Annotated in this window: 20 protein-coding genes; 16 read left to right on the top strand and 4 right to left on the bottom strand. The window is 66.4% G+C overall.

Annotated elements, in window-relative coordinates:
* Positions 1-229 precede the first annotated feature (229 nt).
* From RSW2DRAFT_RS00095 to RSW2DRAFT_RS00060, 8 genes are all read left to right on the top strand, one after another.
* Positions 230-502, top strand: a complete 273-nt coding sequence (locus tag RSW2DRAFT_RS00095) for a hypothetical protein (protein WP_040671353.1) — start codon at positions 230-232, stop codon at positions 500-502.
* A gap of 131 nt (positions 503-633) precedes the next feature.
* Complete coding sequence (locus RSW2DRAFT_RS00090) at positions 634-1,518, top strand: hypothetical protein (protein ID WP_008026797.1); 885 nt, start codon at positions 634-636, stop codon at positions 1,516-1,518.
* 197 nt (positions 1,519-1,715) lie between these two features.
* Positions 1,716-2,171 carry a 50S ribosomal protein L21 gene (gene rplU / locus RSW2DRAFT_RS00085; protein WP_008026795.1) on the top strand — a complete coding sequence of 152 codons (456 nt, stop codon included), beginning with the start codon at positions 1,716-1,718 and terminating at the stop codon, positions 2,169-2,171.
* Positions 2,172-2,177: 6 nt separating this feature from the next.
* Positions 2,178-2,447, top strand: coding sequence for a 50S ribosomal protein L27 (rpmA, locus tag RSW2DRAFT_RS00080; protein WP_008026794.1), 270 nt, complete (start codon positions 2,178-2,180; stop codon positions 2,445-2,447).
* Between the two features lie 142 nt (positions 2,448-2,589).
* The gene (locus RSW2DRAFT_RS00075) at positions 2,590-3,129 is read left to right on the top strand and encodes a GNAT family N-acetyltransferase (RefSeq protein WP_008026791.1); all 540 of its coding nucleotides are present in this window, start codon (positions 2,590-2,592) and stop codon (positions 3,127-3,129) included.
* Between the two features lie 78 nt (positions 3,130-3,207).
* The gene (obgE, locus tag RSW2DRAFT_RS00070) at positions 3,208-4,233 is read left to right on the top strand and encodes a GTPase ObgE (RefSeq protein WP_008026790.1); all 1,026 of its coding nucleotides are present in this window, start codon (positions 3,208-3,210) and stop codon (positions 4,231-4,233) included.
* On the top strand, positions 4,230-5,345 hold the full coding sequence (proB, locus tag RSW2DRAFT_RS00065; RefSeq protein ID WP_156790593.1) for a glutamate 5-kinase: 1,116 nt from the start codon (positions 4,230-4,232) through the stop codon (positions 5,343-5,345). Before obgE ends, proB begins: the two co-directional genes overlap by 4 nt.
* Positions 5,346-5,484: 139 nt before the next feature.
* On the top strand, positions 5,485-6,744 hold the full coding sequence (locus RSW2DRAFT_RS00060; protein ID WP_008026786.1) for a glutamate-5-semialdehyde dehydrogenase: 1,260 nt from the start codon (positions 5,485-5,487) through the stop codon (positions 6,742-6,744).
* A 6-nt stretch (positions 6,745-6,750) separates the two neighbouring features.
* Here RSW2DRAFT_RS00060 and RSW2DRAFT_RS00055 read toward each other — a convergent pair whose 3' ends face one another.
* Entirely contained in the window at positions 6,751-7,344 is a 594-nt protein-coding gene (locus RSW2DRAFT_RS00055; RefSeq protein WP_008026784.1) for a histidine phosphotransferase family protein, read from the bottom strand.
* Positions 7,345-7,371: 27 nt separating this feature from the next.
* Between RSW2DRAFT_RS00055 and RSW2DRAFT_RS17305 the strand changes: the two genes are divergently transcribed.
* From RSW2DRAFT_RS17305 to RSW2DRAFT_RS00045, 3 genes are all read left to right on the top strand, one after another.
* A complete protein-coding gene (locus tag RSW2DRAFT_RS17305; RefSeq protein ID WP_008026783.1) occupies positions 7,372-7,545 on the top strand; it encodes a DUF3553 domain-containing protein in 174 nt (57 codons plus the stop codon).
* Positions 7,546-7,704: 159 nt separating this feature from the next.
* Positions 7,705-8,490 carry a GNAT family N-acetyltransferase gene (locus tag RSW2DRAFT_RS00050; RefSeq protein WP_008026781.1) on the top strand — a complete coding sequence of 262 codons (786 nt, stop codon included), beginning with the start codon at positions 7,705-7,707 and terminating at the stop codon, positions 8,488-8,490.
* Complete coding sequence (locus RSW2DRAFT_RS00045) at positions 8,487-9,308, top strand: lysophospholipid acyltransferase family protein (protein WP_008026779.1); 822 nt, start codon at positions 8,487-8,489, stop codon at positions 9,306-9,308. The genes RSW2DRAFT_RS00050 and RSW2DRAFT_RS00045 overlap by 4 nt, the downstream gene beginning before the upstream one ends.
* Before the next feature lie 175 nt (positions 9,309-9,483).
* On the opposite strand, the gene RSW2DRAFT_RS00040 is transcribed toward RSW2DRAFT_RS00045, so the two are convergent.
* Entirely contained in the window at positions 9,484-10,104 is a 621-nt protein-coding gene (locus tag RSW2DRAFT_RS00040; protein ID WP_008026776.1) for a thiamine phosphate synthase, read from the bottom strand.
* 119 nt (positions 10,105-10,223) lie between these two features.
* Here RSW2DRAFT_RS00040 and RSW2DRAFT_RS00035 point away from each other — a divergent pair, with 119 nt between their 5' ends.
* The 3 genes from RSW2DRAFT_RS00035 to RSW2DRAFT_RS00025 all read left to right on the top strand — a co-directional run bounded on the left by RSW2DRAFT_RS00035 (position 10,224) and on the right by RSW2DRAFT_RS00025 (position 13,725).
* Positions 10,224-10,973 carry an RNA methyltransferase gene (locus RSW2DRAFT_RS00035; RefSeq protein ID WP_040671380.1) on the top strand — a complete coding sequence of 250 codons (750 nt, stop codon included), beginning with the start codon at positions 10,224-10,226 and terminating at the stop codon, positions 10,971-10,973.
* Between the two features lie 134 nt (positions 10,974-11,107).
* Positions 11,108-12,259, top strand: a complete 1,152-nt coding sequence (locus tag RSW2DRAFT_RS00030) for a COX15/CtaA family protein (protein ID WP_008026772.1) — start codon at positions 11,108-11,110, stop codon at positions 12,257-12,259.
* On the top strand, positions 12,256-13,725 hold the full coding sequence (locus RSW2DRAFT_RS00025; RefSeq protein WP_008026770.1) for a carboxypeptidase M32: 1,470 nt from the start codon (positions 12,256-12,258) through the stop codon (positions 13,723-13,725). Before RSW2DRAFT_RS00030 ends, RSW2DRAFT_RS00025 begins: the two co-directional genes overlap by 4 nt.
* 82 nt (positions 13,726-13,807) lie before the next feature.
* Here the strand turns inward: RSW2DRAFT_RS00025 and RSW2DRAFT_RS00020 are convergent, their stop codons facing one another.
* Both RSW2DRAFT_RS00020 and RSW2DRAFT_RS00015 read right to left on the bottom strand, forming a co-directional pair.
* On the bottom strand, positions 13,808-14,593 hold the full coding sequence (locus tag RSW2DRAFT_RS00020) for an enoyl-CoA hydratase (protein ID WP_008026768.1): 786 nt from the start codon (positions 14,591-14,593) through the stop codon (positions 13,808-13,810).
* An 11-nt stretch (positions 14,594-14,604) separates the two neighbouring features.
* Positions 14,605-14,979, bottom strand: a complete 375-nt coding sequence (locus RSW2DRAFT_RS00015; RefSeq protein ID WP_008026767.1) for a bactofilin family protein — start codon at positions 14,977-14,979, stop codon at positions 14,605-14,607.
* Between the two features lie 198 nt (positions 14,980-15,177).
* On the opposite strand from RSW2DRAFT_RS00015, the gene RSW2DRAFT_RS00010 reads away from it, so the two are divergent.
* Together RSW2DRAFT_RS00010 and RSW2DRAFT_RS00005 are read left to right on the top strand one after the other, a co-directional pair.
* Complete coding sequence (locus RSW2DRAFT_RS00010) at positions 15,178-16,158, top strand: agmatinase (protein ID WP_008026765.1); 981 nt, start codon at positions 15,178-15,180, stop codon at positions 16,156-16,158.
* Positions 16,155-17,822: an amidohydrolase gene (locus tag RSW2DRAFT_RS00005; RefSeq protein WP_008026763.1), complete on the top strand. Its 1,668-nt coding sequence runs from the start codon at positions 16,155-16,157 to the stop codon at positions 17,820-17,822. Before RSW2DRAFT_RS00010 ends, RSW2DRAFT_RS00005 begins: the two co-directional genes overlap by 4 nt.
* Positions 17,823-18,149: the final 327 nt, after the last annotated feature.

Below are 18,149 nucleotides of genomic sequence, written 5' to 3'. Positions count from 1 at the left end.
TGATGGCGGCTTCAATTGGGCTTCGAGCCTTCTTTTCTGCCGGGATCCGCCGACTGACCTTGGCACATGGTGACTGTCGTCGCAGGCTCTGATCCGACCCCTTCCCGAGATGCTGTCCCCGTGCGTGGAGATGGCTATTGGTGAGATGGTCACCGGCGAAGCTCCGGTGGGGTCTGGTTGCAGACACCAACCCGGACCGGCGATTTCACCGATGCCCGCTGATATACCGATGACCCCGGATACGAGAAAGCTGCACGACCTCGCCGAGAACACCCCAGATGCGGACCTGCTGCGCGAGATGATCGGCTTGGCGGCCGAGCGGCGGATAGAGCCGTCGCTTCCGCGGCCCAACGCGGGAAGGCACCGGTCGATCTGGTGGCGGGGGCTGACATCCATCCAAACCGGATACGGCAGTGGCGTGATCCGTTCCGGAAAGGCGCAAGGATGGTGCGTGATCCAGCCCACAACCTTTCCAAAACTCGGAAACAGGTGGCGGCGCTGATAGTCATACAGCCCAGTCAGAACATCTTTCAGACCGTGACCATGGCGCAAAGGACCAACTCCATCCAGGATGTGGCAGTGTGAAGCTTGGCAACCGGCGGTGTTGCGGCTAGCTGTTTGCAGGCAGTCCTCATGCGAAAGTCCTTTCTGATGTTCCTGTTCCGCCTGGTCCTTGTGGTTTTCACCACCTTTGCCGCACTGCCGCTGGCAGCGGAAACTCCGGTGGCGACCCAGTCCGAGGCCGCGGCGGTCAGCGCCGAGGTGGTGCGGCTGGCCGACACCATGCAGATTTCCGGCGTGCTGGAGGTGATGCGCGAGGAAGGCTTGAGCTATGGCCAGACGCTGGCGGACGAGATGTTCGCCGGACGTGGCGGGGCGGAATGGCGGGCGACCGTGGCGCAGATCTATGATCCTGCGGTGATGCGGCGCGAGTTCGACCGGGTTCTGGCGACCGAACTGGGCGGCGACAAAGCGGGCATTGCGGCGATGCAGGCGTTCTTTGGCAGCGTCACCGGCCAGACCATCCTGACGCTGGAACTGGAAGCCCGCCGCGCCATGCTCGACCCGGCGGCCGTGGAGGACGCCCGGCTGGCGGCACAGGACATGATGGCCGCCAACGATGCGCGGATGGCAGCTTTGCAGCGCTTTGCCGAAACCAATGACCTGATCGAGTTCAATGTGTCGGGCGCACTGAACGCCAATCTGGCATTTTACCACGGACTGTCCGAAGGCGGCGCTTTCGAAGGCGGCATGACCGAACAGGACATGCTTGCCGATGTGTGGTCGCAGGAGGCCGATGTCCGGGGCGAGACCGCCGACTGGTTGTTTCCCTATCTGGCGCTGTCTTACCGCGCGCTTTCGGACGCCGATCTGGCCAAATATCAGGCCTTTGCCGAAACCGCCGCCGGCAAAAAGCTGAATGCCGCGGTATTTGCGGCTTTTGACGTGGTTTTCACGCGCATCTCGCATGATCTGGGCTGGGCAGCGGCCAAGCGGATCCTGGGCGAGGATATCTGATTTCCGGCCGTTCACGCTGCGTTGCGGGCCTTGACTCGGGCCGCGCGATCCGGGATAAGCCCGCATCTCGGGCGACCCTTGGGTTTGGCCCGGGATTTCATTTTGATACCGTCCCTCAGGGGCGCGCTGTCCGAGGCAAAGCCCAAACGCCGGTGATCCCGGGGCCAGAGGACGCGGAACACGAGAAGGAATGACCCATGTTCGCGGTCCTCAAGACAGGCGGCAAGCAATACAAGGTTCAGGCTGGCGACATCCTGCGCGTTGAAAAACTGGCTGCAAATGCTGGCGACAAAGTCCAGTTCAACGAGATTCTGATGGTTGGCGGCGACAGCCTGACCGTTGGCGCGCCGCTGGTGGCGGGGGCTGCCGTGCAGGCCGAAGTGATCGCCCAGATCAAGGCTGACAAGGTGATCCACTTCGTCAAGCGCCGCCGCAAGCACTCATCGCAGCGCACCAAGGGCCACCGCCAGCAACTGACGCTGCTGCGGGTGACCGACGTGCTGGCCTCGGGCGCCGATGCCTCGGGCGTGGCCGCTGCCACCGGCACCGCCGATGCCCGCCGCGCCGCCCACAACGCCGCCCCGGCCCCCGTGGCTGCGGCACCGGCGAAACCGAAACGCGCGGCCAAAGCCGCCGTTGCTGCACAGGAGTAACACCCCATGGCACACAAGAAAGCAGGCGGTTCATCCCGCAACGGCCGCGACTCGGCCGGCCAGCGTCTGGGCGTCAAGCTCTATGGCGGTCAGGTTGCCATTCCGGGCAACATCATCGTGCGCCAGCGCGGGACGACCTTTTTCCCGGGCACCGGCGTCGGCATGGGCACCGATCACACGATCTTTGCCAAGGTTGTCGGCAATGTGACCTTCAAGAAGGGCTACAAGGGCCGCACCTTCATTTCGGTCCTGCCCGTTGCCGAGGCAGCCGAGTAAGCCGAACCTTTACAAAGCACTTGTAAACGGGGGGTCGGCTGTAAAGCCGGTCCCCCTTGGTCTTTTCCGGGGCATAGCCTGCGACCGGGCAGGACAAGACCGGGAAAACACCCCCCGGCAGTATCTTACGAGGAGAAAGCCCGTGACTTTGGACATGATCGCAGCGGACGGCCAGATTGCCGCAGGCCGCTTTAGCTTGCGACCGGCGCGCAAGTCCGATGCCGGGCTGATCGAGATGTATTCGGCCGACAGCCGGGTGGCGATGGGCACCCAGACCATCCCGCATCCCTTGCCGCCCGGTGCCGCCGAGGCCTATGTCGCCCGCGCCATGGCGCCGGGGGCCGCCGAGCAGATCTGGGTGATGGATGGTGCCGCCAACGGGTTGGCCGAGGTGCTGGGGGTGATCTCGCTGAAGCGGATGGACCGCGGCCAGTCGGAAATCGGCTATTGGGTGGCCCCGGCGTTCTGGAACACCGGTTTCGCGTCCGAAGCCGTGCGGGCGCTGATCGCCGCCAATCCGCAGGCCTGCCGCACCCTGTTTGCCGAGGTGTTTCAGGACAATCCGGGGTCCGCCCGGGTGCTGACCAACTGCGGTTTTGAATATCTGGGCGATGCCGAGGCGTTCTGCGTGGCGCGCAATGCCATGGTGCCGACCTGGACCTATCTGAAAAAGCTGGACTGATCCGGCCGCAAAAGGCAAATGAGCCTTGGCTGGTTCGGCGCTCTCTGCCTGCCAGCCCCAACCTGAAAGCCTGATGCCATGAAATTCCTTGACCTGACCAAAGTCTACATCCGCTCGGGCGGCGGCGGGGCGGGCTGCGTGTCGTTCCGGCGCGAGAAGTTCATCGAGTTCGGCGGGCCGGATGGCGGCGACGGCGGCAATGGCGGCTCGGTCTGGGCCGAGGCGGTCGAAGGGCTGAACACCCTGATCGACTTTCGCTATCAGCAACATTTCTTCGCCAAGTCCGGCCAGGGCGGCATGGGGGCGCAGCGCACCGGCAAGACCGGCGAGGACATCACGCTGAAAGTGCCGCTGGGCACCGAGATTCTGGATGAAGACGAGGAGACGGTGATTGCCGACATGACCACCGTCGGCCAGCGGGTGTTGCTGGCGCGCGGCGGCAACGGCGGCTGGGGCAATCTGCAGTTCAAATCCTCGACCAACCGCTCGCCCACAAGGGCCAATTCCGGGCAGGAGGGGGTCGAGCGCACGATCTGGCTGCGGCTTAAGCTGATCGCTGATGCCGGTTTGCTGGGGCTGCCGAATGCCGGGAAATCGACGTTTCTGGCGGCGACTTCGAACGCGCGGCCGAAGATTGCCGACTATCCGTTCACGACATTGGTGCCGAACCTCGGTGTGGTCGGGATCGACGGCCATGAATTCGTGATGGCCGATATTCCGGGTTTGATCGAAGGGGCGTCCGAGGGCCGGGGCCTGGGCGACCAGTTCCTGGCGCATGTCGAACGCTGCTCGGTGTTGCTGCATCTGGTGGATGGGACGTCCAGCACCATCGCAAAGGATTACCGCACCATCATTCACGAGCTGGAAGCCTATGCCGAGGAACTGGCCGACAAGCCGCGCATCACCGCGCTGAACAAGATCGACGCGCTGGATGCCAAGACCCTTTCCACCCGCAAGCGGGCGCTGGAAAAGGCGACGGGCGGGCCGGTGTTCCTGATCTCGGGCGTGTCTGGCGCCGGGTTACAGGACGTGCTGCGGGCGATCTATGCGCAGATCCTGCAGGGCCGGGTGGTGGTGACGGAGGACGAGCCTTGGCACCCCTGACGCTGACCGCCCCGGACATTCTGGCCGCGAAACGGCTGGTGGTGAAGATCGGCTCGGCGCTGCTGGTGGACCGGGTCAGCGGCTTGCGGCACGGCTGGCTGGAGGCGCTGGCGCAGGATGTCGCGGCGGCCAAGGCGCGCGGGGCGGATGTGATTCTGGTCTCGTCGGGGTCGATTGCCTTGGGGCGCGGGGTGCTGGGGCTGCCGGATGGGCCTTTGGCGCTGGAGCAATCGCAGGCGGCGGCGGCGGTGGGGCAGATACGGCTGGCGCGGGCTTACGAGGAAGTCTTGGCGCCGCATGGCATCACCACCGGACAGGTGTTGGTGACGCTGGAGGATACCACCGACCGGCGGCGCTATCTGAATAGCCGTGCGACTTTGGAGACGCTGCTGGGCCTTGGCGTGGTGCCGATTGTCAACGAAAACGACACAGTGGCGACGGATGAAATCCGTTTTGGCGACAATGACCGGTTGGCCGCGCAGATCGCGGTGACGGTGGGGGCGGATCAGTTGGTGCTCTTGTCGGATGTGGACGGGTTCTATTCGGCCAATCCGAAGGAAGACGCGAGTGCCGAGCGGTTCGATCTGGTGGCGGCGATCACGCCCGCGATCGAGGCGATGGCGGGCGATCCGATTTCCGGCTTTTCCAAGGGCGGCATGAAGACCAAGCTGATGGCGGCCAAGACCGCGGTGGCGGGGGGCTGCGCGATGGCGATCATGGAAGGCTCGGTGCTGCGGCCGTTGCAGGCGCTGGCGGCGGGGGCGAACCGCACCTGGTTCGTGGCACATTCCGACCCGCAACTGGCGCGCAAACGCTGGATCGGCGCGATGAAGCCGCGCGGCGAGGTAAGGTTGGATGCCGGTGCCGTGCGCGCGCTGGGGCAGGGCAAGTCGCTGCTGCCGGCCGGGGTGGTTTCGGTCAGCGGGGCGTTCGGGCGCGGCGATCCGGTGGCGATTGTCGGGCCTGCGGGCGAGGCTTTGGGCAAGGGGCTGGTGCGCTATACTGCCGGGGAAGCGGCGGCGATTGCCGGGCACCGGTCTGGGGATATCGAGGCGATATTGGGGTATGCCGGGCGGGCGGCGCTGATCCACCGGGATGACATGGTGGTGTGAGGGCAGACAAAATCCTTGTGAAGGATTTTGCAAAAGTTTTGATAAAACTTTTGGCTCTGGATGGGCGAGGGCGGTGTGGGGTGGCAGGTGGCGGTGCCTCCGGCGGGGATATTTTCGCAGAGAAGAAGGCGGCAGGGCGATGGGCGAGGATGTGGCGGCACTGATGCAGGACATCGGCGCGCGGGCGCGGGCGGCGGCGGCGGAGCTGGCCTTTGCCGGGTCGGAGCGGAAATATGTGGCCTTGATCGGCGCGGCAGAGGCGGTCTGGCAGCAGCGGGACGCGATCCTTGACGCCAATTGCGAGGATCTGGCTTACGGCGCGGAAAAGGGGTTGTCGCCTGCGATGATGGACCGGCTGATGCTGGATGATCGGCGGCTGCGCGGCATCGTCGATGGCTTGCGCAGCGTGGCCGAGCAGCGCGATCCGGTAGGGCAGGTGATGGCGGAGTGGGACATGCCTTCGGGGCTGAACATCCGCCGGGTGCGCACGCCTTTGGGGGTGGTGGGGGTGATCTACGAAAGCCGCCCGAACGTCACCGCGGATGCCGGGGCGCTGTGTCTGAAATCGGGCAATGCGGTGATCCTGCGTGGCGGCTCGGAAAGCTTTCACTCCTCGACCGCCCTGCACGGCTGTCTGCAGGTGGGTTTGCAGCAGGCGGGGTTGCCGTTGGATGCGATCCAGCTGGTGCCGACCCGCGACCGGGCGGCGGTGAGCGCGATGTTGCAGGCGGTGCAGCATATCGACGTGATCATCCCGCGTGGCGGCAAGGGTCTGGTCGGGTTGGTGCAGCGCGAGGCGCGGGTGCCGGTGTTCGCGCATCTGGAGGGGATCTGCCACGTCTATGCCGACCGTGATGCCGATCTGGAAAAGGCCCGCAAGGTCGTTCTGAACGCCAAGACCCGCCGCACCGGGATTTGCGGGGCGGCGGAGTGTTTGCTGATTGATTGGCAGTTCTACACCAGGCATGGCGCGGTGCTGATCGAGGATCTGCTGCGGGCGGGGGTGGAAGTGCGCACCACCGGCGAGTTGCTGAAGGTGCCGGGCACCGTGCAGGCCGCCCCGGATGATTTTGGCCGCGAGTTTCTGGACATGATCATTGCCGCCAAGCTGGTGGATGGGGTGGACGAGGCGATTGCCCATATCCGCCGCTATGGATCAAGTCACACCGAGGCGATCCTGACCGAGAACGATGCCACCGCCGAGCGGTTCTTTCAGCGGCTCGACAGTGCGATCCTGTTGCGCAATGCCTCGACCCAGTTTGCCGATGGCGGCGAATTCGGCATGGGGGCCGAGATCGGCATCGCCACCGGCAAGCTGCATGCGCGCGGTCCGGTGGGGGCCGAGCAGCTGACCAGCTTCAAGTATCTGGTGGTTGGGGATGGCACCATCCGGGCCTGAGCCCGGTCAGAACGCCAGACGAATCTCGGACTCGGCCATCTCGACCGTCAGATTGCGGCCCTGCTGCGCCAGTTCCAGCGGCACCAGCGCGAAATGCACCTGGGCGGCGTTCACCTCGACCGTGGCATCGGGATCGGTCAGGATATCCCAAAGTTCGGGGCTGACCTTCAGCTTGGCCGCGCTGCCGGTCAGTCGCCAGCCGTCGCCGGTCTGTTCCACGGTGATGCGGCCGCCGTAAGCCATCGCGGTTTCCAGGCACTGGATCAGCAGGAAAACCAGCTTCACCTCGGCGCGCGGCAGATCGCCGGCACTTTGCCAATCAATGCTCAGCCGACCGCCGCGGGTGATGTCGGTCAGGATTGCCATCACCTCGGGGCGGCCAATGCGCTGGTCGCGGCCCGAGGCGCCAAAGGCCACCCGGAAGAACCGGATCCGGGCATTGGCATTGGCCACGCTTTCGGAAATCAGCGCAATTTCCGGGCCGCGCAAGGATCCGTCCATCATCAAAAGCTCGACCCCGTTGCCGATTGCCCCGATCGGGCTGATAAGGTCATGGCAGATGCGCGAGCCCAGCAGGGCGATCAGATCGGGATTGGCCATCGGGGTTCCTTGAAGCGGGAGGTCGGGATGAACAGCGTGCTGGAGCCGGGAATGGTGGTCCGTCATCCGGGGCAGGCCGACTGGGGCTTGGGGCAGGTGCAATCGAACATCGGCGACCGGATCACGGTGAACTTCGAGCATGTGGGCAAGGTGGTGATTGATGGCAGGCGGATCGTGCTGGTCCGGGTATTCGACATTTGACTTCGGTATATTGACAGCGGGGGGCGGAATTCAACCCCGGATGATGGCGGCGGCCTGCGGAAATCGGTTCGCGTGTGTGCGGCGGTCCGGCGGTTGCAATCGCCGGGGCCAGACTCTAAGACACGGCGACGCCCGGTTGCGGGCTGCCAGGGGCAGGCCATGAACGCCAACGATCCGCATTATGTGCTGCGCCTGGCGCGGGATGGGCGCGATCTGGCGGCAGCACAGCGGCTGCGCTACACGGTTTTCATCGAGGAACTGGGCGGTGATGGACCCCTGGTCGATCATGCGGCGCGGCTGGAGCGCGATGCTTTCGACCCGCTGTTCGACCACCTTTTGCTGATCGACGCTCGCCGTGATCCGGCGGCGCTGGAGGATGTGGTCGGCGTGTACCGGCTGCTGCCCGGCGACAGGCTGGGGCCATTGGGGCAGTTCTATTCCGAGGCCGAGTATGATCTGGACCGGCTGAAAGCCTCGGGGCGGCGGCTCGTGGAACTGGGGCGGTCTTGCGTGCATCCGCAGCATCGCGGCGGCACGGCGATGCTGCTGCTGTGGAACGCTTTGGCCGATTATGTGCTGGAGCGCGGCATCGAGGTGCTGTTCGGGGTGGCCAGTTTCCACGGCACCGATGCGCGCGCGCTGGCGCAGCCGCTGGCCTGGCTGCACCGCGAACATCTGGCACCGCCTGCCTTGCGGGTGCAGGCGCGGGCGGCGCAGCGGCAAGAGATGGACCTGCTGGCCCCCGATCAGATCGACCGTCGGGCGGCGATGGCGGCGATTCCGGCGCTGATCCGGGCTTACCTGCGGCTGGGCGGTTTCGTCGGCGATGGTGCCTGGATCGACCATGGTTTCAACACCACCGATGTCTGTCTGGTGATGGATACGGCGCGGATGTCGGAACGGCACCGCGATTTCTATCTGCGCAAGCAGGGGCGTCGGGCATGAGCGACTGGAAAGCGTCGCGGATGGCGACACGGCCAGTGGGTGTTGTGGGCTGGCTGCGGGTGGTGGCGCGCGGTGGCGTGCTGGCGACGGTGGTCTATGGCGGCCTGCTGGTGCTGTTGCTGGCCCGGCTGCTTGAGCGGCCGCTGTGCGGGTTGAACCGGCCGGTCACGCCATACATCACCCAGGGCGTGTGCCGGGCTGCGCTGGTGATCCTTGGCATCGGCTATCTGCAACGCGGCTCACCCCTGACGGCGCCGGGGGCGGTGGTGGCCAACCATGGCTCGTGGCTGGACATCTTTGCGCTGAACGCGGCGCAGCGGGTGTATTTCGTGGCCAAGTCCGAGGTGGCGGGCTGGCCCGGCATCGGCTGGCTGGCACGCGCCACCGGCACCGCCTTCATCGCCCGCAAGGGCAGTGCCGCCAAAGCCCAACAAGCGCTGTTCGAGGCGCGGCTGCGAGCCGGGCATCGGCTGCTGTTCTTTCCCGAAGGCACCAGCACCGACGCGCTGCGGGTGCTGCCGTTCAAATCGACGCTGTTCGCGGCGTTCTACAGCCTCTGTCTCGATAACCTGCTGCATATCCAGCCGGTGACCGTGGTCTATCACGCCCCCGAAGGTGCCGACCCGCGGTTCTACGGCTGGTGGGGCGACATGACTTTCGCGGGCCACCTGCTGCAAGTGCTGGCCGCGCCGCGACAGGGCCTGGTCGAGGTGCAGTTCCACGACCCGGTGCCGGTGGACGGCTTTGCCGACCGCAAGGCACTGGCCGAACATTGCGAACGGGTGGTTCGTTCTGCGCACCCGCTTGCCCCGGCCTGAGCGTCCGCTCTTCAAGCCCGGACGGGCTTTCATCGCTTGTTCCGATGCGGTTTCTCCTTTGCTCAAATATCCCCCGCGGAGCGTCTGTGCTGGCAGCGGGTGCGCGCCGCGCGGGGATATTTGAACAGAGAAGAAGTCCAGCGAGGACGCCGGTCACGGCGGAGGAGCGGCGGGGTCAGCCCAGCGGCGCCAGCAAGGCGCGCAGGGCGGCAAGGGCGTCATCGTGGCGCCAGATTTCCTCGCCCAGGCCAAAGAAATCGGTAACGGGGCCAAGGCTTGCCACCAGTTCGGCGGTCAGCGCACCTTCGGCCACCACCGGCACTTCGATCATCTCGGACCACCATTCGAACAACTCATGCTCGGCCAGACTGCCATCGCCCAGCGGCGTGGCGCCGACCGGGCCGAAGGCGACATAGTCGGCCCCCGCCTCGGCGGCGGAGATACCGTCGTGGCGGGTGGTGCCGCAGAACGCGCCGATGATCGCATCGGCCCCCAGATCCTTGCGCACCTTGCGGATCGAGCGCGCGCCATCGGTCAGGTGCACGCCGTCCAGCCCCAGCCGTTCCACCAGCAGCACATGCCGCTCGATCACCAGCGCCACGTCGCGGGCATGGGTCACCTGGCGCAGCGCGTCGGCAGCACGGGCGACGCGGTCTTCGTCGGCACTGGCAAGGGCCAGGCGCACGCAGGCTACTTCGGCGCCGTCCAGCACGGCGGCGAGGCGGTCGGGAAACACCTCCAGATCGAACGCGGGCGGGGTGACAAGATAGATCTGCGGGCGTTCGGTTTCGGGCATGGCGGCGTCCTTTGCGGCGAATTGGCCCGTCCTAGCGCAATAGCTTCGGTTTGGCCATGGGGCGGCGGCTTGGACAGCGGCGGCTTGGCAAACCGCTGCGGGCGGCGTATCTGGCGGCGATGCAAGATCCTCAAGCCTCCCCCGCCTTCATTCTGGTGCGCCCGCAGATGGGCGAGAACATCGGCGCCGCCGCCCGCGCCATGCTGAACTTCGGGTTGGAGCGGCTGCGGGTGGTCGGGCCGCGCGACGGCTGGCCCAACCCCAAGGCGGTGGCGATGGCCAGTGGCGCCGGGCGGCTGCTGGATTTTGCCGGGCCTTACCCCGACGTGCAGGCGGCGATTGCCGATTGCGACTATGTCTTTGCCACCACCGCCCGCAACCGCGAGTTGACAAAGCCGGTGATGACCCCCGAGCGCGCCATGGAACATGCCCGCGCGCTGATTGCGGCGGGCAAGCGGGTCGGCGTGCTGTTCGGGCCGGAGCGGGCCGGGCTGGAGAACAGCGATCTGGTGCTGGCCAATGCCATCGTCTCGGTGCCGGTGAACCCCGATTTCCCCTCGCTGAACCTTGGCCAATGCGTGCTGCTGCTGGGCTATGAATGGCGTCGCCAGACCGCCTGCGTTCCGCCCGAGGTGATGGCGATGGCGGGCACCGATTTCGCCTCCGGTATCGAGGTGGAAAAGCTGGGCGATCATTTCGAGGACCGGCTGGAGGCGGCGGGCTTCTTCTTTCCGGCCACCAAGGCCGCGGGGATGAAACTGGTGCTGCGCAACATGTGGTCGCGGCTGCACTTGACCCGGGCCGATGTGCAAAGCCTGCATGGCATGCTGCGGCAGATTGCCCGGCATTTGCCCAAAGACGGTGATTAGACTGGAGCGGGTCGGCGGATCGTGGTTTGCAGGATCGCGGTTTGTGGGGGGCCTGGGGGCGGCAGTCGCCGTCGCTTGGGGGTTGAAGGGCAGGGGGCGGCGGCCTAGTCTGGCCGCGCAACAGGAGACCGACGATGGCAGGCAAACGCAGCATCTTCGAGGAGGTCGGGCAAGGCAGCAGTCCCGCGCCGGTGCAGACCGGCGGCATCGACCGCGGCACCGGCGGCGGACGGTTGGCGACGCGGCTGTGGGTGTTGCTGCTCTTGGCGCTGGTGGCGGCGCTGGTGGTGCAGGGCGGGCTGATGCGGCTCTTTGACACCGGCCTGATGATCCCCGGTGGTTGGCCGCTGACCGGGTTTCTGCCACCGTTGACCGAGGCAGACTGGGCCGCGGCCTTTGCCCGCTATCAAATGACGCCTGAATACCTGTTGCAGAACAAGGCGATGAAACTGGATGTCTTCAAGTCGGCCTATCTCTGGCCCTGGAGCCATGTGCTGCTGTCGCGGCTGTCGCTGCTGGTCTGGCTGCTGGGTTTCGCCGGTTTGGGGCTTGCCAAACGCATCCCCGCGGGCTGGTCGGGCAGGCTGTTGGCGTTGGGCGTGCTGATCGGTGGGCAGGGGCTGGTGGGCTGGTGGCTGGTGGACTCCGGTCAGGCCGAAGGCGTTGTGGACAGCTCGGCGCTGCGGTTGGCGGTGCATCTGGGGCTGGCGTTCCTGGCGATGGGGCTGGCGGGCTGGTTCGTGCTGCTGCTGGGGCGACCCGAGAAAGACCTGCTGGCGGCGCGGCGCAACCGCGAGGGCAAGCTTTACGGCATGACCTCGGGGCTGATGCATTTCGCTTTTGTGCAGGTGGTGCTGGGCGCGCTGGTGGCGGGCAACAATGCCGGTGCCGCCTTCCCGACCTGGCCCCTGATGAACGGCAGCTTCTTTCCGGCGGATGCCTTCTATGCGCCGGGCCGCCCGGCCTGGGCCGCCTTTGTCGAAAACCCCGGCATGGTGCAGTTCGTGCACCGGATGGTGGCGTATCTGCTGGTGGCCTATGGGATCGTGGTCTGGCTGAAGGGGCGCAAATCGGCGCATCTGGCAACGCGGCGGGCTTATTACGCGGTGGGTCTGATGCTGCTGGCGCAGGTCGGCCTTGGCATTGCCGCCGTGCTGACCGCAGGCCAGTTGCACGCCGCCGTCAGCCATCAAGTCGGTGCCGTGCTGCTCTGGGTGCTGATCCTGCGCGCCCGTCACCTGGCGCAATACCCGATTGCCGGGTCGATCCGAAAGGGAACGCAATGACCGCCTATGACCATCTGATGGCGCATCAGCGCCAGACCGAAGCGCTGTCGAAGGTGGCCGAGCGGTTGGGCTGGGATCAGGAAACCATGATGCCGCGCGGCGGTGCCGAACAGCGCTCGGAAGAGATGGCCGCGATGGAGGGTGTGCTGCATGCCCGGCGCACCGACCCGCGAATCGCTGACTGGCTGGCCGAAGTGGTGCCTGCCGACGAGGTGGCGCAGGCGCAGATCCGCCATATCCGCCGCAGCTACGACCGCGCCACCAAGGTGCCGGGCGATCTGGCACAGGAATTGGCCCGGCTGACCTCGGTCGCGCAAGGCATCTGGGCCGAGGCGCGGGCGGCCGATGATGTGGCGGCCTTTCTGCCGACGCTGTCGCAGGTGATCGACCTGAAGCAGCAGGAAGCGGCGGCGCTGGCGCAGGGCGGCGATCTTTACGACGCGCTGATCGACGATTACGAACCCGGAGCCACCGCGGCGACCCTGGGCGCGATGTTCGACCGGATGCGCCCGCGGCTGGTCGATCTGCGCGCCGCCGTGCTGGCAGCGCCCGCCCCCGCGCCGCTGCACGGCCATTTCGGGCTGGAGGCGCAGTTGCGGCTGGCCCGCGATCTGGCCTCGACCTTTGGCTACGACTGGGGCCGTGGCAGGCTGGATATGGCGGTGCATCCGTTCTCCAGTGGTGGCGGCAGCGATTCCCGCATCACCACCCGCGTGGTCGAAACCGAGCCGTTCAACTGCATCTATTCCACCATCCACGAGGTCGGCCATTCCAGCTACGAGTTGAACATCGACCCCGATTACGCGCTGTCGCCCCTGGGCCATGGCGTGTCGATGGGGGTGCATGAAAGCCAGAGCCGGATCTATGAAAACCAGATCGGCCGCAGCCGCGGCTTCACCGGCTGGATGTTCGGCCAGATGCAGGAACGCTTCGGCGATTTCGGCGTGGCCTCGCCGCAGGCCTTCTACGCCGCGGTCAACCGGGTGCAACCGGGCTTCATCCGCACCGAGGCCGACGAGGTGCATTACAACCTGCACATCATGATGCGCTTCGATCTGGAGCGGGCGCTGATTCAGGGCGATCTGGCGGTGGACGATCTGGAAGCCGCCTGGAACGACCGTTTCCTGGCCGATTTCGGCGTGGCGGTGGACCGGCCGGCGCATGGGATGTTGCAGGACGTGCATTGGTCGGTGGGGCTGTTCGGCTATTTCCCGACCTATACGCTGGGCAATGTTTATGCCGGCTGCCTGAACCAGGCAATGCGCGCCGCCGTGCCCGACCTTGACGAGGCCTTGGCGCGTGGTGATACCTCGGGCGCTACCGGCTGGCTGCGCGAGAACCTGCAACGCCACGGCGGGCTTTATGAACCGCGCGAGGTGGTCGAACTGGCCTGCGGTTTCGCCCCTAACGAAGGCCCGCTGCTCGACTATCTGGAAACCAAGTTTCGCAGCCTCTACAACCTCTGACCCTGCGGCTTCACCTTTGCGCAAATATCCTCGGGGGTGAATGTGCCAAAGGCGCAGAGGGGGCAGACAGCCCCCTTTGCCTTCAGGCCTTCCAGCCCGGCGGTCGCCGTTCCAGAAACGCAGCAAACCCCTCGGCGGTGTCGTCCAGCAAAGCGTTCTGCACCATCGCCGCGCCCGCCACGGCATAGGCCTCGGCCAACCCAAGCCCCGCCTGCGCCCGGAACGCCGCCTTGCCCAGCCGCAACGCCGGACCAAGCTTGCCCGCCACCTGCTGCGCCAGCGCCCGAGTTTCCGCCTCCAGCGCCTCGGGCGGCACCACGCGGTTCACCAGACCCAGCGCGAGGGCGCGGGTGGCAGAGATGAAATCGCCGGTCACCAGCATCTCGAAGGCGGCTTTCGCAGCCACCGCTCGACTGAGCGCCACGCCGGGCGTCGAACAGAACAGCCCGATGTTGATGCCATTGACGCCAAACCGCGCGGCCTCATCCGCCACCGCCATGTCGCACGACGCGACCAACTGGCAGCCAGCCGCCGTGGCCACGCCCTGCACTTGCGCAATAACCACCTGCGGCAGGGCGACAATCGCCGCCATCACGTCGGCGCAACGCCCGAACAGGCCGGCGAAATAGTCGGCGCCCTGATCCGAAGCACTCCGCGCCGCCTGCATTTCCTTCAGATCATGCCCGGCGCAGAACGCCCGGCCGGCCCCGCGCAGCACCACGACGCGGATCGCCTCATTGCTGGCCAAAGCTGTCAGTTCGGCCCGCAACGCCGCCAGCATGGGCATCGACAATGCGTTGAAACTGCCCGGGCTGTTCAGTGTCAGAACCGCAATCGGCCCGTCATCCTCGCGCAGCAGCAGCGGCACGTTCAGGCCGCTCAGGCCTTGGCCAGGGTAAAGCGGCCCTCGATCTGGGCACCGCTTTCGATCACCAGCGTGGTATAGGTGCTGTCGGCCCGCACCGAGGCCGCCGCCCGCAGAGTCAGCCCGTTGCAACTGATCCGGCCATCCAGTTTGCCGCGCACCTCGACGGTTTCCGCCGAAACGCTGCCCTTCACCTTGCCCTCGGCACCGATCACCAGCGCGCGGGCGGTGATCTTGCCTTCGACATCACCCAATATCTCGACCGTGCCGTCCGAAGTGACATCGCCCTTGATCTTCAGATCGGCGGCCAGCACCGACCGGCTGGTGGCGGACCCGGTGCGCGAGGCAGGGGCGGCGGGGGCGGTCGGTTCGGCGGTTTTGGTCTGCATGATGGCTTCCTTGGGAAAATCGGCGGGCAATCCGGTGCGGGCGGCGGCGATGCGCGCGCCGCTTGCGGTTGGCTGATAGAGGCGCAAGGGGGCACATGGGTCAAGGGGCCAAAGTGAAAGCGGCGGTGTTTTGCCGGGTTGGGGCGTGACAAGGCCGGGGCGGGATGCTCAGATGGCGGCGGGAATCGGGGGACACAGATGCAGAATGACGACTTTTTCCGGCCGGTGTCGGGGTTCGATCTGCCGCGCTATGCCGGGGTGCCGACCTTCATGCGGCTGCCGCATGTCGGGCTGGACGACCCGCGGCTGGCGCGGGTGCAGGTGGGCCTGATCGGCGCGCCCTGGGATGGTGGCACCACCAACCGCCCCGGCCCGCGCCATGGCCCGCGGCAGTTGCGCGATCTGTCCACCATGATCCGGGCCGAGAACGGCATCACCGGGGTGCGGCCGTTTGAGGCGGTGCGCTGCGCCGATCTGGGCGACGTGGCGCCCAACCCCGCCGATCTGATGGATACGCTGAAGCGGATGGAAGCCTTCTATACCCGTGTTCGGGCGGCGGGCATCCTGCCGCTGACTGCGGGGGGCGACCATCTCTGCACCCTGCCGATCCTGCGGGCTTTGGCCAAGGATCGCCCACTGGGGATGATCCATTTCGACAGCCATACCGATCTCTTTCACAGCTATTTCGGCGGCACCATGTACACCCACGGCACCCCGTTCCGCCGCGCGGTGGAAGAGGGGCTGCTGGACCCGCACCGGGTCTGCATGATCGGCATCCGCGGCACCGCCTACGACCGCGAGGACCGCGATTTTGCCCGCTCCGTCGGCATCCGCATCATCCCGATCGAGGAATTCCACGCCCGCGGCCCGGAAGACGTGATGGCCGAGGCCCGCGGCATTGCCGGGACCGGCGAGACCTATGTGTCTTACGACATCGACTTTATCGACCCCGCCTTCGCCCCCGGCACCGGAACGCCCGAGGTCGGCGGGCCGAACTCGTGGCAGGCGCTGCTGGTGGCGCGGCTGCTGAAAGGCGTGAACATTGTTGGCGCCGACCTCGTGGAAGTGTCGCCGCCGTTCGACGCCTCGGGCGGCACCGCCTTTCTGGGCGTGTCGGTGATGTTCGAGATGCTGTGCGTGATCGCTGAAACCCTGGCTGCAAAAGGCATAACTGAATGACCCCCGAGATGATCCTGATCAATGGCCGCGTGCTGACGATGGACGACGGCACGCCGAGGGCCGAGGCGCTGGCGGTGGCCGCCGGGAAGATTGCGGCGGTTGGTTCCACCGCCGAGATTGCCGCCATGGCCGGGCCGCAGACAAGGGTGATCGACGCGGGCGGGCGCTCGGTGCTGCCGGGGTTCGTGGAAAGCCATCTGCATCTGGTGCTGGGCGGGGCGGAACTGGCGCATCTGCAATTGCATGGTGAAGGGGGGCTTGCCTCGATGCAGGCGGCCTTCGGCGCCTATGCTGCGGCTAACCCCGACAAGCCGCTGCTGATGGCGCAGGGGGCGGATTATGCCATGCTCGACCATCCGGTGTCGCGCCACGACATGGACGCCATTCTGGCCGACCGACCGATTGCAATGACCGCCCACGACCATCACACCGTCTGGGCCAATACCGCCGCGCTGCGGGCGGCTGGCATCCTGCACGGCTTTGCCACGCCCCCCGGGCACGAGGTGGTGATGGGCGACGATGGTCTGGCCACCGGCGAGTTGCGCGAGTTCGAGGCCTTCGCCCCGGTGGTGGCGCTGGGCGGCGAGGCGCGGCTTTACTTCGGCATCGCCACTGGCGGCGAGCCGGACCCCTGGCCATCCGAGGCCGAGCGGGCGATGGACAAGGAAAAGATCGCGCGGGGTCTGGCGCATTGCGCGGCGCATGGCATCACCTCGATGGTGAACATGGACGGCAACCGCTACACTCTGGCCTTGCTGGCCGAGATGCGCGACGAGGGGCGGTTGACCGCGCGGGTGAAGGTGCCGTTCCACTTCAAGCCGCATATGGAGCTTGATGCCTTGGACCGCGCCGATGCGATGAGTGCCGAGTTTGACGACGATTGGCTGTCTTGCGGTTTCGTCAAGCTGTTCATGGACGGGGTGATCGATTCTGGCACCGCCTACATGCTGCACGACTATCCGGGCCAGCAGGGGCATCGGTCGGTGCCGCTGTTCCCGCCGGAACGCTTCAACCGGATCGCCACCGAGATCGACCGCCGCGGCCTGCAGATCGCGGTGCATGCGATCGGCGATGGCGCGGTGCGCACGGTGATCGACGGCTATGCCGCGGCCCGTGCCGCCAACGGCCCGCGCGACAGCCGCCACCGGGTCGAGCATATCGAGCTGATCGACCGGGCCGATGTGCCGCGGCTTGGCGCCCTGGGCATCGTCGCTAGCTTGCAACCGCCGCACCCGCCCGGCGCCATGGAGTTTCCGTTGCAGCCGACGCTGGACGTGATCGGCAAGGCGCGTTGGCGCGACGGCTATCTGTGGAAAACCCTGGCCGACCACGGTGCCCCCATCGCCTACGCATCGGACTGGCCGGTGACCGATGTTTCGGTGCTGCGCGGCTTGCAGGCGTCGCAAACCCGGGTGCCCTACGGCGCTGATTGCACCGACGAGCGGCTGGGGCTGCTGGACAGCCTTTACGCCTATACCGCCGGCGGCGCCTGGGCGGCGCATATGGAAGGGCTGACCGGCAGGCTGCGGCCGGGCCTTGCGGCAGATATCGTGGTGCTGGATGGCGACATCGAGGCTATCCCTGCCGATCAATTGGGAAAAACCGCCGTCAGCCTGACAATCTGCGGCGGGCGGATCACCCATCAGGGGCCGGGATTCGCCTGAGTCGTCGGGAATCGGGGCCGGATTCGTCCCGGATTCGCCGCCAGATTCGGGGCAGGGCAGGGCGCGGGCGGGGAAAACCCGGCCCGCGCCCTGCACATTCTGGCGGCATCCTGCCGGTTCCGCCCTGTAAAAGCAGGGGTCTGCGCGGCGCCGTCAAGAAATCGTCACATGCCGTGCTTTTTGTGCTTGCGGCCCGCCGCGTCAGACCCTAGATACCGCCTCACCGAAACGAAGGGTGCAGCGAAAGCGGCGCAGTACGGTGCGGGAGCGGATGGCGAAAGCCGGATGCGAACTGAAGATCGATCGGGCGGCGCGCCTAAAGTAATA

Origin of the sequence: Rhodobacter ferrooxidans (assembly GCF_000176015.1) — a bacterium.
In the GTDB taxonomy this organism is placed as follows: domain Bacteria; phylum Pseudomonadota; class Alphaproteobacteria; order Rhodobacterales; family Rhodobacteraceae; genus Pseudorhodobacter_B; species Pseudorhodobacter_B ferrooxidans.
Note: the sequence above shows the minus strand (reverse complement) of the source record. Positions and strands in the feature narration are given on the sequence as shown.

Bases quoted from the DNA above. Each gene is read 5' to 3' on its own strand.
- RSW2DRAFT_RS00005 (WP_008026763.1), top strand. From the start codon at position 16,155: ATGACCCCCGAGATGATCCTGATCAATGGCCGCGTGCTGACGATGGAC.
- RSW2DRAFT_RS00045 (WP_008026779.1), top strand. From the start codon at position 8,487: ATGAGCGACTGGAAAGCGTCGCGGATGGCGACACGGCCAGTGGGTGTT.
- RSW2DRAFT_RS00040 (WP_008026776.1), bottom strand. From the start codon at position 10,104: ATGCCCGAAACCGAACGCCCGCAGATCTATCTTGTCACCCCGCCCGCG.
- RSW2DRAFT_RS00090 (WP_008026797.1), top strand. From the start codon at position 634: ATGCGAAAGTCCTTTCTGATGTTCCTGTTCCGCCTGGTCCTTGTGGTT.
- RSW2DRAFT_RS00025 (WP_008026770.1), top strand. From the start codon at position 12,256: ATGACCGCCTATGACCATCTGATGGCGCATCAGCGCCAGACCGAAGCG.
- RSW2DRAFT_RS00095 (WP_040671353.1), top strand. From the start codon at position 230: ATGACCCCGGATACGAGAAAGCTGCACGACCTCGCCGAGAACACCCCA.
- RSW2DRAFT_RS17305 (WP_008026783.1), top strand. From the start codon at position 7,372: ATGAACAGCGTGCTGGAGCCGGGAATGGTGGTCCGTCATCCGGGGCAG.
- RSW2DRAFT_RS00050 (WP_008026781.1), top strand. From the start codon at position 7,705: ATGAACGCCAACGATCCGCATTATGTGCTGCGCCTGGCGCGGGATGGG.
- obgE (WP_008026790.1), top strand. From the start codon at position 3,208: ATGAAATTCCTTGACCTGACCAAAGTCTACATCCGCTCGGGCGGCGGC.
- RSW2DRAFT_RS00010 (WP_008026765.1), top strand. From the start codon at position 15,178: ATGCAGAATGACGACTTTTTCCGGCCGGTGTCGGGGTTCGATCTGCCG.
- RSW2DRAFT_RS00030 (WP_008026772.1), top strand. From the start codon at position 11,108: ATGGCAGGCAAACGCAGCATCTTCGAGGAGGTCGGGCAAGGCAGCAGT.
- rpmA (WP_008026794.1), top strand. From the start codon at position 2,178: ATGGCACACAAGAAAGCAGGCGGTTCATCCCGCAACGGCCGCGACTCG.
- RSW2DRAFT_RS00035 (WP_040671380.1), top strand. From the start codon at position 10,224: ATGCAAGATCCTCAAGCCTCCCCCGCCTTCATTCTGGTGCGCCCGCAG.
- RSW2DRAFT_RS00015 (WP_008026767.1), bottom strand. From the start codon at position 14,979: ATGCAGACCAAAACCGCCGAACCGACCGCCCCCGCCGCCCCTGCCTCG.
- RSW2DRAFT_RS00060 (WP_008026786.1), top strand. From the start codon at position 5,485: ATGGGCGAGGATGTGGCGGCACTGATGCAGGACATCGGCGCGCGGGCG.
- RSW2DRAFT_RS00055 (WP_008026784.1), bottom strand. From the start codon at position 7,344: ATGGCCAATCCCGATCTGATCGCCCTGCTGGGCTCGCGCATCTGCCAT.
- rplU (WP_008026795.1), top strand. From the start codon at position 1,716: ATGTTCGCGGTCCTCAAGACAGGCGGCAAGCAATACAAGGTTCAGGCT.